Below are 13,966 nucleotides of genomic sequence, written 5' to 3'. Positions count from 1 at the left end.
GGAACCGCGTGCGATAAATTATAGCAGTGATCCCCCGTGAAAATCATTAAAAATGACTACTCCAAATCAACAACAGTGATACCTGAACCCCCAAACTGTACATGCTCATCGGTAAACTTCTTCACGAAAGATATTGCTCTCAGCTGCTCCCGAATCATCTGCCTCAGAATACCGTTACCTTTTCCATGAAGTATCTTCACCTGATTCACGCCGCACATCACGGCTTCATCAAGGTGCACTAACACGCGATCGATGGCCTCTTCGGCACGCATCCCTCGCAGATCAATATCGGGTGTAAAGTTGAGTTTTTTCTCACGTATACGTTCAGCAAGGCCGGCAGTCACGCTACTCTCACGCCTCATCTCTTTTTTATAGGTGCTTCGACTAATTTTCTCGAGTCTGCTGATTTTTACCTTAGTAACCAACTGACCAAATGCAACCAAAGCATCCTTTCCCTTCACCTCCATGACTTCGCCCGGCACAGGCTGCCCGGCAAGCTTCACAAGGTCACCTTCTGCAATCACATCCGGCAACAAAGGTTGCTCTGAATTACCGGCTACAGGTAAAGGATTCTCGCTGTTTGATTCGGCTGATTTAGGTTCTTTTCTCTGCTTTCTATTGCGCAACTTTTCCATTTCGCGCGCCAATTTCTCCTGGGTGGCCACGTCACCCGCGGCATCCATTCCATCTTTAAAATCATCCAGCTCTTTACGTACCAGTCTGGTGCGCTCCTTCTCAGCCTGCGACTCCCGAATTTCGCGTATGGTATTCTCAATTTGCTTATTGGCACCCGCTAAAAGTGCAGCGGCCTCATCACGTGCCTTTTGTAAAATCTCTTTTCGCTCTTTTGTGAGCTGCTCCAGCTCCTTCTCATAACGTACCGATACAGAATCGAGTTTACGCTCCTGCTCTCTTACGGCGCGTCGTTTTTGCTCCCAATACCTTTTATCGCGAATGATTTCACGCAAGTGCTTGTCAAAATTGATGTGATCCTCTCCCAATCGCTCCTTTGCTGCGTTAAGGATTGATTCGGGCAATCCGATTTTTCGTGCTATTTCAAAAGCGAACGAACTGCCGGGAGAACCAACTTCCAGCTTAAACAACGGTTGAAGTTGATGTGTGTCAAATTGCATGGCGCCATTGACAATGCCCGAAGTTTGCGAAGCGTAATGCTTAAGGTTGGTGTAGTGGGTGGTTATCACCCCATACACTCCCTGCCGGTTGAGTTGTTCAAGAACCGCCTCGGCAATAGCTCCACCAAGCATGGGCTCGGTTCCGGTGCCAAATTCATCAATAAGTACCATGGTGCGGTCATTACTATGCCGCACAAAATTTTTCATATTCAAAAGATGTGAGCTATAGGTACTTAAATCGTTTTCGATGGACTGTTCATCACCCAAATCAAGAAATATATGGTCGTAAAAGCCCATGCGGGAACCCTCCTTAAGCGGAACGGGCAAACCACATTGAAGCATATATTGCAAAAGACCAACCGTTTGCAAGCATACAGATTTTCCGCCGGCATTTGGTCCTGAAATCAACACGATACGATCATCCTCTGACAGCTCCAGATTCAGCGGCACCACTGGCTTGTTTAATGGTTTATTTTGCAGATAGAGCAGTGGATGATACGCATCGAGCCATTTAAAGCCCGGCTCGTTACGCACCTCGGGAAGCACCCCATTGATGCGTTGTGCAAACCTCATTTTGGCTCTTATAAAATCGATGATGCCAAGAAAATCATACGCATAAAGCAACTCCTCAAGATAGGGGCGAATAAAAGCAGAAACCTCAGTCAGTATGCGAATGACTTCCCGCCGCTCGGCATAGGTTAACTCCCTGATTTCATTGTTAATTTCCACAATTTCGGCCGGCTCAATGTAGGTAGTTTTACCCGTAGCCGATTCGTCGTGCACAATTCCCGGCAATTTACGTTTGTTGGCTGAAAGAACCGGAATTACAGCTCTCCCGTCGCGAATGCTGATGCTTACATCCGGCTCAACCAGTCCGGCCTGTTGTGCTTGTTTCAGAATGCTCACCATGCGGCGCGATACACTCTGTTGTTGTGAGATTATCTCTTTGCGAAGCCGACCCAATTCGGGCGATGCGTTGTCTTTAATTTTACCTTGTCGGTTCAATATCCCATCTATGCGATCGATAACCGCCGGATAAACCATCACATTGGCTGCCAAATCATGTAAATGGGGATACTCCTCTGGATTTTTAGATTTTATGAAACGGATAATATCGCGAATGGTGCCTAAAGAACGCCTCAGGTCAAACAGTTCGCCCTCCTCCATGAACAAACCTTCGACCCTGATTTTTTTCAATGGCTGACGCACGTCAATAAAGTAAGAAACAGGCATTTCGCTCCCATCAAGCTCAGCTTTTAGCATTTCATGAGTTTGCCCCAACCAGGTTTGCACCTGCTCAAAACGGGCTGAAAACTCCATCCGCTCAATCCACTCGCGTCCCAGACTGCTCAAACAATGCTCAGCCAATAGCTCGCGAATTTTTGCGAAATTCAACTTTTGCTCAAATGTATCAGGATATATCACGTCCGAAATAATTATTTATCATACTATTCAATCCGAAAGAATAACCGTAAGTACTGAAAAATCATACAAAAATAAACAAATTGTGGTTACCACTCTCCATCGCAAATAGCAGGTTCCTTTTTTTTCCAATTATATAGAATAGAATTAAAAATAACGCCAACGAAAAACGAATATTTATACAAAGACTGGTCGTTTTTATAAAAAGCGTTGATTGTTCATCACCACTCTCCGAACCATTTTAACAGCACATTCAAAACATCGGCAAAAAACCGGTTACAATCACCCCAATCTCTCAATTTTCGCCCCAAATCACGAATAATTAACAGATTTAAACACTCTACCCTAATGTAAAGAATTAACTTTGACCAAGTAGAACCAGATGTGCATCATAAAGCATGCAGAAGCAAGTAAATGTAACTGCAAGGCCACTATTCTGAGCAATTGCATTGCGCCAGCTTAGCAGAATAGATCTGACACATGCAGCCTTAACAAACTTTGAGACCTACTTCAAATCAAACACCACAATATCAATTTTTTGAATTAATATGCAATTACACTCATTTCACATTCCTGTAATGGGAATTGGCTACACCATTGACACACCGATTAAAGTAGCACATTTAGGTATCGCTTCGGCCATTTCGTTGGTAGATGATATTCTTGTAGAACGCATGCGCGAATTTTACAGTACCAAACACGATTTGCCATTTTCAGCCATCAATAATAAAATTGAAGATTTCAGAGCCAAACGCATCACGGCCTATCTCGATACAGTAAACATCATTGTTAACCAGAAGTATCAGGATTTCAAATTGGCTTTAACAGAAAAGCGAAATGAACTGAATCGGTTTTTGAGTCTTTTGCCAGACACTTCGGAACTAAAACTGAAACTCAACCAGATTATAGAGAGCGCATCAACTGTTCAGGTTAAGGAGATTATCGACAAATACCTTCATCCTGGCAGTATTGATGTAAACATCATGACCAAATTGGACAAAGAGAACTACCGCGATGGGGAAAAACTTCCATCTGAGTTTAACGATGCACATGCCGCTTTAAGGGGGTTTGCCAATAGCACGCTAAAATCTTCAGTGGTTCTTTCTGCCGGCATGAATGCCCGTCTCTACACCTATCTTGAACAGTTCGAAGATTTCTATCCCAACGCAGAGGGAGGCTTCAATAAAAAGATCATCCTGAAAGTGTCTGATTACCGATCGGCCATTGTGCAAGGAAAAATATTTGCAAAAAAAGGACTCTGGATATCTGAATTTCGCGTAGAATCAGGTCTGAACTGTGGTGGTCACGCATTTGCAACCCAAGGCTATCTCATGGGTCCCATCCTCGAAGAGTTTAGCAACAACCGTGAAATGCTGGTTCATGAACTTTTTGACCTCTATTCCAAAGCTCTTACAGCAAAGAACAAGCATGTGCCTAAGTCGGCACCTGCCATTCGGTTGACTGCACAGGGTGGCGTAGGCACTGCTGAGGAGCATAATTTTCTGATGAACAAATACAAACTCGACAGTGTGGGCTGGGGTTCGCCTTTCATGCTGGTTCCCGAAGCAGTATCCATCGATAAGGCCACCATTGACCTTTTGGCAAATGGCGGTGAGGAAGATTATTTCCTGAGTCACGTATCCCCGGTTGGAGTGCGCTTTAATAACATTAAAGGCGCATCAGCCGATTTGGAGCAGCAACAACGAGCCAAGGCCGGTAAGCCAGGAGCACCCTGTACAAAACAATTTGTGCTTCTCAACACCGAATTTACCGAGCGCCCAATCTGTACGGCTTCGTCAAGATACCAGAAACTCAAGATTGAAGAACTCAACAACAAAGGGCTTTCGGGTGATGCATACAACAAGGCTTATCAGCGCATCATAGATAAATCATGCATTTGCAACGGACTTGATGTAGCCACGCTAAAATCGCATGGAATGGATACATCCAAAGAAGGTGAAGGCGTATCTGTGTGCCCAGGCCCCAACCTTGCTTATTTTTCGCGTGAGGCTTCACTTAAGGAGATGATTGACCACATTTGCGGGCGTGCCAACCTCATCACACATCCCGACCGCCCAAATTTGTTCATCAAAGAACTCTCCATGTATCTGGATTACATTGAAGAAGAGATGACGGGACTGACTTCACCCGATGCCAAACAGTTAAAATCATGGGACGAGTATCTAAAAAACCTGCAAAACGGCATGAACTACTACGACTCAATTTTTACCCTGGAACAGGGGTTTGATGATACTACAAAAGCCCGCTCCATTAAAAAACTCAACGACTGCAAGCAACGTCATGAGCAAATTCTGAATGAAGTGGGGACACGCAAAAGTGTTCTTGAAACAAAAAATGCTTAATTCTATAAACTCATCCGATGGCACAAAACCATCGGATGAGTTGCTTTATAAGGCAATGGTGCCAATTTCTACAAATCCTGCTTTTTATTACTACCTTTGCTCTTTAAAATCAAACTACCATGTCAGTAGCAAAGGAACAACGCCCCAAAAAGATAACCACTCACGTATTGAGTGAAATGAAAATGAAAGGTGAGAAAATATCCATGCTCACCGCATACGATTATTCCATGGCTAAAATCGTTGACAGAGCCGGAATTGATGTCATCCTTGTAGGAGACTCGGCTGCCAATGTAATGGCCGGATGGGAGACAACACTTCCCATCACCCTGGATCAGATGATATATCATGGCGCCTCAGTAGTTAGAGCTGTGAACACTGCCATGGTGGTAGTTGATATGCCGTTTGGCTCTTATCAGGGGAACAGCAGAGAGGCCATTGTTTCCGCCATCCGCATCATGAAAGAGACTGCAGCAGATGCCATCAAGCTCGAAGGCGGCAGTGAAATCATTGAATCGGTAAACCGAATCTTGTCAGCAGGAATACCCGTAATGGGGCATCTGGGACTTACCCCACAATCTATCCACAAATTCGGAACCTATACAGTACGTGCCAAACAAGAAGAAGAAGCCAACAAACTTATTGAAGACGCACATCTTTTGCAGGAATCAGGTGTTTTTGCCATTGTTCTTGAAAAAATACCGGCCACATTGGCCGAGAAGGTAGCCAAGTCACTCACAATCCCCGTAATAGGCATTGGAGCTGGCGGTGGTGTTGACGGCCAGGTTCTGGTAATTCATGATATGCTGGGTATTAACCAGGAGTTTTCGCCACGATTTTTACGCAGATATCACAACTTATACGCTGAAATCACGGGTGCAGTTAGTAATTACATCGAAGATGTAAAATCACGCGACTTCCCCAACTCACGCGAACAATACTAACAAACCTTTAGCACGCATGCTAAAGCATGTTTGAATAAACAATAAGAGTAAATAAGAAATGAAGATAGAGATTTTATACGAAGACAATCATCTGATTGCTGTTAACAAAACCGGTTCAGACCTGGTTCAAGGTGATGATACCGGAGACGAACCATTATCTGACAAGGTAAAAGAATATATAAAGAACAAATACGAGAAACCCGGTGACGTCTATTTAGGTGTGGTACACCGGTTGGATCGTCCTGTGACAGGTGTGGTTCTGTTTGCCCGAACCAGCAAAGCCTTAAGTCGTATGAACAAGATGTTTCAGGATAAAGAGGTTAAAAAGACCTATTGGGCCATTGTGCAGGAATTACCTGAGCAAGATGAAGCCACACTGAAACACTTCATCCTTAAGGATAGCAAAAAAAATAAATCTTATGCCTTCCCAAAGATGCGTTCAGGCGCCAAAGAAGCCATTCTTACTTATAAATTGATATCGAGTTCGGCCCGATATCACATGTTGGAAGTAGATTTGCAGACAGGGCGTCATCACCAAATAAGAGCCCAGCTGGCAAAAATAGGCTGCCCCATACGTGGCGACCTGAAATACGGCTTTCCCCGCTCAAATCCCGATGGCGGCATTTCATTGCATGCAAGGCGCATCAGTTTCATCCACCCCGTAAAACAGGAACGTGTCGAAATTGTTGCACCATATCCAAAGGAAGATAAATTATGGAAGGAATTTGCCAACGTTACCCAAGGCAAATAACACACACAATCATAAATTGTAAAGAGCCGGATACCATTTAGTACCCGGCTCTTTTTCTGATTATTAGTGTAGGATTTTAGAAACGTAGAATTACCTGCCCCATAAAATGGCGTCCGGCCTGGGGGAAATAGCCATCCAGAACATCCCTGTCGCCATCATAAATATAGCTATAAACCCATGCATTAGAGATGTATTTCTCATCGAGCAGGTTATTAATCTGGGCTCCGAGCTCAATCACCGGCATACGCTTGCTGTTAATCTTATAACGCAACACAAGGTCGTTTACCAAATAACTTTTCAGTTGCCTGTCTGAACTCGATGTATTGTCGATATACTGCTTTCCAACATAACGGCTGTTAAGCGCAATGGTGAAATTATCCATCGGCAGAAGCTCAAAACGGCTGGCAGCAGTCACGTTGGGGGAGAAAGCAATATCAGTAGTGCCAAGTGCATTAACCACCTGTTCGCCTGTACTCCAATCATCAACAAACTCAAAGAAATTCTTGATTTTATTGGTTGACAAAACCACGTTACCACTCCACATCAACCGTGGCAAAATTGCCGCCTGACCAGCCAATTCTATCCCTGAACGGTAACTTTTGGGTACATTGTTCATGATATAAGCCCCCACATTGTTGATGCGCCCGGTGAGTACCAACTGATCTTTATAATCCATATAAAAACCATTTAACTGCACTCCCCACTTTTCACCAAACCAATCAATGCCGGCTTCATAATTAATAAGTCTTTCGGGTTGTGGAACCACCTCATCATCAGCATCGCGAAAATCGCTGCGCGAGGGCTCCCTGTTGGCCACAGCAACAGAGGCATAAACTCTTTTACCCTGACCTATTTCATAATTAAGTCCAAATTTGGGATTGAAAAATCCATAGCTGGTTGAGCGTGTTAAATCCCTTTGGTTATCGTGTACGCCACGGATGTCATAAGAGACATGGCGCAACTGCAAATCGGCATAGGTAGTAAAGCCGGGAGCCAGTTCAACAGATGCCTTACCATAATAATTCAAATCTTCCTTGGTTCCATCGTTCTGATACCATCGGTAGTTGGCAGGTACACCGGCATTTATGGCCGACCAAATCACATTGCCAAAATGGTCGCCGTCATAACGGTTCCATGCGCCACCGGCTACCAGATGCAAGATGCCTTGTTGTAAAACCACCGATGCAGTAACGCCATAGAAATGGTTATCGAGCCATTTACGGGCGATTACATCTGTGCGATTATAAGTAACGCCATCAATTTCAACAGGATCAATTGGAAAATTGTATTTGGTGAAACGCTCCCTGTATTTATAGGATTCATAATACCCCTCTCCTCTCGTATAATGTAAAGATGTATTTAAAAGCAGGAATGAGATGGGCTTATGCGAAAAATGCAGCTGGTAGTGATCCTGCTGATAGTTATCGGTCTGGTTATCGTAAAGATATCGGTTAAACGTACGTGGGCTTGAATTGTAGAGATTCTCCGCTTCGGGAGCCGACCATCCATCCATTGCCACAAGTTTCTCCATTCCTGCTACATCATTATCCAGCTTTACTTTGGGCACACCATTCCAAGCTTGGTAGGTACGCTCCTTACCTGAAAAAGTCACAAACCGCAAGGTGGATGCATCGCCAAAATATCCGGCAGAGAAATAGAAAGATTTAAGGTCAGAGAAGGCTCTGTCCACAAACCCATCGGAGGTGATGTTTGACAAACGCACATCAAAAGCATACTTGTTGTGAAGCAGTCCGGACTGCACCTGCACCGAATTGCGCCTGGTATTGAACGAGCCGTATCCATTATCAATAACCACCTGCTGCGTTCCGGGGCCATCGAGCGTGCTAAAGTTAACCGACCCCCCAAACGATGCCGCCCCGTTGGTTGATGTTCCCACGCCCCGCTGAATCTGCACTTGACTCACCGAAGTGGCAAAGTCGGGCATGTTCACCCAAAAAACACCCTGCGACTCGGCATCGTTCAAAGGAATACCGTTTACCGTAACATTGATTCGAGTGATATCGGTACCTCGCAGCCGCATACCGGTATAGCCAATACCTGTTCCGGCATCAGAACTCACAACCATTCCGGGCGTGAGGCTCAACAGGTATGGCAAATCCTGGCCGAAGTTATTTTTCTGAATCTCTTCGGCCGTTATTTCAGTGTAGGCCACTGGATCGGTTTTACGGGCCCGGATGGCAGCCACTGTAACCTCCCCCTTCAATATAGACATCTCATTTAAAACGACATCCACCACAAGATTACCACTCACAGCAATCTCCTTTGAGAACAACTCATAGCCAATGAAAGAAACCCTTAGCAAATAATTACCTCTTCCTAACGCCTCCACAGCGTACCGGCCATCGGCATTGGCAATAGCCACCTTATCGGCCACACGAACCACGGCGCCCGGTAACACCGCTCCATTGCTATCGGTCACAGAACCTTGAACGGTGTACTGCGCCATCAAAAAAGAGCTTGCCATAACAACAAAACCCATCAACAACAAAAACTTCTTCATTTTTTAAGCAGTTAAAATTTAAGAATTAAACAAAAACTGCAATGAGGATAAAACAGGAGATTTACACTTTCCCTTGCCGGCATTACCCGACCAGGTTCAGAGGGTCTGATCTCAGCCCGTAATTTAGGGCACCCCATTGTAGATAATAATAAAATTGCGTTTCAAACAGTTGCCATACTCAAAGCCATAAAAACGACCAGGCTTTCAGAATCAAAACAGACTCCGGACAACTATACAAAAACCGAATTATGACAATGGGAGATTAAAAACGGAGAGAAATTCAATTTTCCTGCACAGCATTACCTGCTCAGGTTCAAAGGGTTTAATCTCAGCCAGCTTAAAGGCACCCCCAATTGTCGCGACAAATATAGACAAAATCTAAATAAGCATCATGCTACTTAAATAAATTTATCCTTTAAAAACGCGAAAAGCCGCTCCTGATTGGAACGGCCTCTCTAAACTAAACTATCTTTTTACTACTTTTTCACTTTCAGAAAAGTCTCAATTATTCTCTCCAGCTCCTCTTTTGGCAGTAAACCACGCGCACCAGCAGGATCAGCATCCATCGGTATAAATACCATTGTAGGATATGCAGACACGCCAAAAGCAGCAGCCAATTCACGGTTCTTCTCAGCATCTACCTTGTAAATCTGAATCTTATCTCCGTATTCTTTCTGTAGTTCCACGAGGATTGGCGCCAGTCGCTTACAAGGGCCACACCACTCGGCATAAAAATCAACAATAGCGGGACGATCGCCTTTAAAAGACCAGGTTTCATTGTTTTTGAAATCAAAAACTCTATCAATAAACTGCGCCTCGTTAAGCTCAATCACACTGCTTCCACCTTGTACATTTTGTGCACTGGCCAAAAGCTGATTATTGCGGCTCTCACCCTCCTTGTTACCTGCAGTGCATGCTGTGGACTGGACCAAAAAAAACAGGGCCAGAAGTCCAAATAGTAAATGCTTCATAATTCCATCAAATTTGACATTCAATCGTTGCTTGAAAATGTCTGTTTAGATATAAAACGTGAGTTTTCCCAAAATGTTTGCTTAATTTTAGTTCTGTCAAAATTAGCAATATTGATTAAACCGCCAACTTATTTCTCAACGCTCAACACATCTTTAATAGCTTTCTCGAAAGTATCCTTTGGCAATGCCCCCATTGCCATTTGTGGCTGCCCATTCATAGGCACGAACAGGAACGACGGGATACTCTGGATACCAAAAACCGCTGATAATTCGCGCTCAGCCTCAGTATCTACTTTGAAGATATCCAATTTATCTCCATACTCTTTTGATAGCTCGTCCAATACAGGCGCCACCATTTTGCAGGGACCACACCAATCGGCATAGAAGTCGATTAAACAGGGTCTGTCTCCGCTATATTTCCAATCTTTATTGTTTACGTAGTCAAAAACTTTTGCCTTGAAAGTTTCAGCTGTCAAATGCTCAACCATAATAGTAATGTTTAAATGATTTATTTCTGGTACAAATATAAAAAATACAACTCAAAAATACAAATATCTAAATTTGTAAATACATAAATACAATGATTGTGCCAAAAAACAGCCTGTAGTAACACATTACACAAACCATTAACAGACAGGGCATGACACCTTTCCACTGCCCATTCATAGAATGATGTCCCATACAGCAAGTAAGGCCTCCTTATGACAGAAAGAGTACTGACAGATGCCAGATTCGGGTAAATATTGTAATTTTGTCAGCTAATAATTCAATCAGCCGCTGTTATATCAAATTTAAAGTGACATAATGGCTAAAAGCGAAACGATGCAAGAACATCTGAAACATCCTGTATTCAAAACCATATCAGAAATAGCTGACCGTGAAGGATTGGAAACCTATGTCATAGGCGGATTTGTACGTGATATTTTTCTGAAACGAAAAACCACCGATATCGACATCGTTGTAATAGGCAGTGGTATTGGCCTGGCCACCAAAGTAGCTGCCCGGCTTGGCAATCTAAAAGTCTCTGTTTTTAAATCGTTTGGAACCGCCATGTTTCGCTATCGTGATACAGAAATAGAATTTGTAGGGGCGCGTAAAGAGTCGTACAACAGAGACAGCCGAAAACCCATAGTAGAAGATGGCACACTCGAAGATGACCAAAACCGCCGCGACTTTACCATTAATGCCCTTGCCATCAGCCTAAACAAACACAACTATGGCAGTATCATCGACCCTTTCAACGGACTACTAGATATTGAAAACCAAATTATACGCACACCGCTTGATCCGCTCATCACATTTTCAGATGATCCGCTGCGTATGTTGCGTGCCATCCGTTTTGCCTCGCAGCTGAACTTTCATATCGAAGAGGAAACCCTAAAAGCCATCATACAAAACAGGGAGCGCCTTTCGATAGTTTCCGGAGAGCGCGTGGCCGAGGAGCTGAACAAAATCATGATGTCGGCCAGACCATCCATAGGCTTCAAACTGCTGGACAAAACAGGTCTGCTTACCGACATTCTTCCGGAACTACAGGCTATGAAGGGTATAGATACTGTAAATGGCAAATCGCACAAGGACAATTTCTATCATACGCTGGAAGTGCTAGACCAGATTACGCCCAACACCGATGATCTCTGGCTGAGATGGGCTGCCCTGTTGCATGACATTGCCAAACCTGTGACCAAACGATTTGACCCTGTTCATGGGTGGACTTTCCATGCGCACAACCATGTGGGTGAAAAGATGGTGCCACGCATTTTCAAACGCCTGAAATTACCCCTCAACGAGAAAATGAAGTTTGTGCAGAAAATGGTTTATCTGCACATGCGCCCAATTGCGCTCATTGAGGACGAAGTATCTGATTCGGCCGTGCGCCGCCTTTTGTTTGAAGCGGGAGATGACATTGACAACCTCATGACGCTGTGTGAAGCCGACATCACATCTAAAAACAGGGAGCGTGCCGACAGGCATTTGAGGAATTTTAAAATCGTTCGTCGCAAACTGCGTGAAATTGAAGAAAAGGATAAGGTAAGAAACTTTCAGCCGCCGGTTACCGGTGAGATGATTATGGAAACCTTTGGTTTAGCTCCCTGCCAGCAGGTTGGCATCATAAAAACGGCCATTAAGGACGCCATTCTCGATGGCATCATCCATAACGATTATGCCGAAGCTTATCAGTTTATGCTGGAAAAAGGTCGTGAGTTGGGATTAACTGAAGCATCCAAGAAATAATCAGCATGACAAGTACTGGTGCCATAAGTTTTTTTCAATCTCTTGATTATCCGAAAATTGCTTTGGATAAGAGACCAATCATCATTACCGACAACTTAAAAACGCCTGAAAACATAGGGCACATTCTCAGATTGGCTGGAAACATCGGGTGTAGACAAGTATTTGCAGTAAACGATGGCGAATTGCCACGTAAATCAAAGATTAACAGCGTGGCACAGGTGAGCGGATACGTGGTTGATTGGCAATTTTGTTCTACGCACGAACTGTTGAAACTTATTCCACAAGACTATACCCTTGTGGCGCTTGAAACGATGCATGGGTCGCAAAACATTTTCGAATCAAAACTCCCTCAAAAAATGGCATTGATGGTGGGCAATGAGATCGTTGGTATATCCAAACCGCTTCTGGATGCTGCCAACATGTGCGTTCATATTCCTGTTCCAGGGACTGTAAAATCATTAAATGTGGCACAGGCAACCGGCGTATGTCTGTTTGAATGGGTTCGCAGACAACTCATAAACGCACAAGATTTGGAATAACTACTCTTCGACTTCACAAACAATCAAATCAATCCACACCGGAAGGTGATCGCTGTAGCCGCCAGTGTACTTAAATCCCTCGTAACTTCTGAATAGTTTCGTGCCGCCATGTACATCATCGGGCTGAAATAAAAAGGGAATTTCCACAATCCGCATGGATGGTTTGTTCATTTGAACAGGTGACTTCTTCTCAAAAAAAGGTCGCGATATCAAAATCTGATCAAAAACCTCCCAGGCATGTCCATGCTTTAGCGTGCCTTTGCCCGGTGGTAAATAGAGCGCCGGACTTATGAGCCAAACATCATCCTCCAGCTTACCTGCTTTTAAATCATTCAAAAATATTGGCGAACGAGGCGGCTCATTGAAATCACCCATTACAATCAACAAAGCATCAGGATTCACATTACGAATGGAATCAGCAAGGTTTTTTACCACCGTAGCGGCATGTCGGCGTTTAGGTTGAGATGCAGCAGCACCGCCAAGACGCGATGGCCAATGGTTCACCAAAACGTGGAGCGTATCGGCATCATCCAAAACACCTTTCACATATAGGATGTCGCGGGTGGGACGTTCACCCGGGCCAAAATTCACTTCCACTGGTCGTGAGGCATAAACTTTAAAGCGCTCACGCCGGTATAGCATAGCCACATCGATGCCGCGTGAATCGGGCGAGTCAAAATGAACATACCTGTAACCGAGGTTATAGAGTCCGGTTTCGCGAAGCCATGCTGACAAAACCCAGCTATTCTCAACTTCACACAGTCCGATAACTACCGGGAGGTTCCATCCTCCGGCATTTAAGATAACACGGTTCAGATTTGAAAACTTCTGGCGCATCCTGTTATAGGTCCATCTGCGGTTTCCGTCAGGCGTGAACTCATCGTCATTGGTTTTAGGATCATCAACCACATCAAAAAGATTCTCGACATTATAAAACATGATTCCGGCAGTTGAATCACGCTTTGCAGCACCTGTCTGAGCTGATGTGTGAAGATGTATGGAGGTGAAAAAAAGCAGGCATCCAAAAACAGCTAGTTGGTAGAAGGCACAAACCCGGTGTGAATGATTGGCGCGTTTGCACATAAAACCA

At 44.2% G+C, this 13,966-nt stretch carries 10 protein-coding genes and 1 riboswitch; of the genes, 5 read left to right on the top strand and 5 right to left on the bottom strand.

What is annotated here, in order from left to right:
* Nucleotides 1–56 precede the first annotated feature (56 nt).
* Nucleotides 57–2,558: an endonuclease MutS2 gene (locus ALKIM_RS0112040; protein ID WP_026474872.1), complete on the bottom strand. Its 2,502-nt coding sequence runs from the start codon at nucleotides 2,556–2,558 to the stop codon at nucleotides 57–59.
* Nucleotides 2,559–3,103: 545 nt separating this feature from the next.
* Between ALKIM_RS0112040 and ALKIM_RS0112035 the strand changes: the two genes are divergently transcribed.
* From ALKIM_RS0112035 to ALKIM_RS0112025, 3 genes are all read left to right on the top strand, one after another.
* Nucleotides 3,104–4,918: a hypothetical protein gene (locus ALKIM_RS0112035; RefSeq protein WP_026474871.1), complete on the top strand. Its 1,815-nt coding sequence runs from the start codon at nucleotides 3,104–3,106 to the stop codon at nucleotides 4,916–4,918.
* 119 nt (nucleotides 4,919–5,037) lie between these two features.
* Nucleotides 5,038–5,859 (top strand): 3-methyl-2-oxobutanoate hydroxymethyltransferase, encoded by an 822-nt coding sequence (gene panB, locus ALKIM_RS0112030; protein WP_026474870.1) that lies wholly within the window; start codon nucleotides 5,038–5,040, stop codon nucleotides 5,857–5,859.
* A gap of 58 nt (nucleotides 5,860–5,917) precedes the next feature.
* Nucleotides 5,918–6,610 carry an RluA family pseudouridine synthase gene (locus tag ALKIM_RS0112025; RefSeq protein WP_173400722.1) on the top strand — a complete coding sequence of 231 codons (693 nt, stop codon included), beginning with the start codon at nucleotides 5,918–5,920 and terminating at the stop codon, nucleotides 6,608–6,610.
* A gap of 76 nt (nucleotides 6,611–6,686) precedes the next feature.
* On the opposite strand, the gene ALKIM_RS0112020 is transcribed toward ALKIM_RS0112025, so the two are convergent.
* The 3 genes from ALKIM_RS0112020 to trxA (ALKIM_RS0112010) all read right to left on the bottom strand — a co-directional run bounded on the left by ALKIM_RS0112020 (nucleotide 6,687) and on the right by trxA (ALKIM_RS0112010) (nucleotide 10,590).
* The gene (locus ALKIM_RS0112020; protein WP_026474868.1) at nucleotides 6,687–9,131 is read right to left on the bottom strand and encodes a TonB-dependent receptor; all 2,445 of its coding nucleotides are present in this window, start codon (nucleotides 9,129–9,131) and stop codon (nucleotides 6,687–6,689) included.
* Nucleotides 9,132–9,400: 269 nt separating this feature from the next.
* Nucleotides 9,401–9,492: riboswitch (TPP riboswitch) on the bottom strand.
* A 115-nt stretch (nucleotides 9,493–9,607) separates the two neighbouring features.
* Nucleotides 9,608–10,102 (bottom strand): thioredoxin, encoded by a 495-nt coding sequence (gene trxA, locus ALKIM_RS0112015; RefSeq protein WP_026474867.1) that lies wholly within the window; start codon nucleotides 10,100–10,102, stop codon nucleotides 9,608–9,610.
* A gap of 128 nt (nucleotides 10,103–10,230) precedes the next feature.
* On the bottom strand, nucleotides 10,231–10,590 hold the full coding sequence (trxA, locus tag ALKIM_RS0112010) for a thioredoxin (protein WP_026474866.1): 360 nt from the start codon (nucleotides 10,588–10,590) through the stop codon (nucleotides 10,231–10,233).
* Between the two features lie 316 nt (nucleotides 10,591–10,906).
* On the opposite strand from trxA (ALKIM_RS0112010), the gene ALKIM_RS0112005 reads away from it, so the two are divergent.
* Complete coding sequence (locus tag ALKIM_RS0112005; protein WP_044117921.1) at nucleotides 10,907–12,337, top strand: CCA tRNA nucleotidyltransferase; 1,431 nt, start codon at nucleotides 10,907–10,909, stop codon at nucleotides 12,335–12,337.
* 5 nt (nucleotides 12,338–12,342) lie between these two features.
* Nucleotides 12,343–12,876 carry a TrmH family RNA methyltransferase gene (locus ALKIM_RS18420; protein ID WP_052345536.1) on the top strand — a complete coding sequence of 178 codons (534 nt, stop codon included), beginning with the start codon at nucleotides 12,343–12,345 and terminating at the stop codon, nucleotides 12,874–12,876.
* Here ALKIM_RS18420 and ALKIM_RS18415 read toward each other — a convergent pair whose 3' ends face one another.
* A complete protein-coding gene (locus ALKIM_RS18415) occupies nucleotides 12,877–13,959 on the bottom strand; it encodes an endonuclease/exonuclease/phosphatase family protein (RefSeq protein ID WP_052345535.1) in 1,083 nt (360 codons plus the stop codon).
* Nucleotides 13,960–13,966 lie beyond the last annotated feature (7 nt).

This window comes from Alkaliflexus imshenetskii DSM 15055 (assembly GCF_000517065.1).
GTDB classification, from domain to species: Bacteria; Bacteroidota; Bacteroidia; order Bacteroidales; family Marinilabiliaceae; genus Alkaliflexus; species Alkaliflexus imshenetskii.
The sequence above is the reverse complement of the archived record's forward strand: the minus strand, read 5'-3'. Positions and strand labels throughout refer to the sequence as shown.

Excerpts from the sequence above, each read along its gene's own strand:
- ALKIM_RS0112035 (WP_026474871.1), top strand. The coding sequence starts at position 3,104 with ATGCAATTACACTCATTTCACATTCCTGTAATGGGAATTGGCTACACC.
- panB (WP_026474870.1), top strand. The coding sequence starts at position 5,038 with ATGTCAGTAGCAAAGGAACAACGCCCCAAAAAGATAACCACTCACGTA.
- ALKIM_RS0112025 (WP_173400722.1), top strand. The coding sequence starts at position 5,918 with ATGAAGATAGAGATTTTATACGAAGACAATCATCTGATTGCTGTTAAC.
- ALKIM_RS0112020 (WP_026474868.1), bottom strand. The coding sequence starts at position 9,131 with ATGAAGAAGTTTTTGTTGTTGATGGGTTTTGTTGTTATGGCAAGCTCT.
- trxA (WP_026474867.1), bottom strand. The coding sequence starts at position 10,102 with ATGAAGCATTTACTATTTGGACTTCTGGCCCTGTTTTTTTTGGTCCAG.
- trxA (WP_026474866.1), bottom strand. The coding sequence starts at position 10,590 with ATGGTTGAGCATTTGACAGCTGAAACTTTCAAGGCAAAAGTTTTTGAC.
- ALKIM_RS0112005 (WP_044117921.1), top strand. The coding sequence starts at position 10,907 with ATGGCTAAAAGCGAAACGATGCAAGAACATCTGAAACATCCTGTATTC.
- ALKIM_RS18420 (WP_052345536.1), top strand. The coding sequence starts at position 12,343 with ATGACAAGTACTGGTGCCATAAGTTTTTTTCAATCTCTTGATTATCCG.
- ALKIM_RS18415 (WP_052345535.1), bottom strand. The coding sequence starts at position 13,959 with ATGTGCAAACGCGCCAATCATTCACACCGGGTTTGTGCCTTCTACCAA.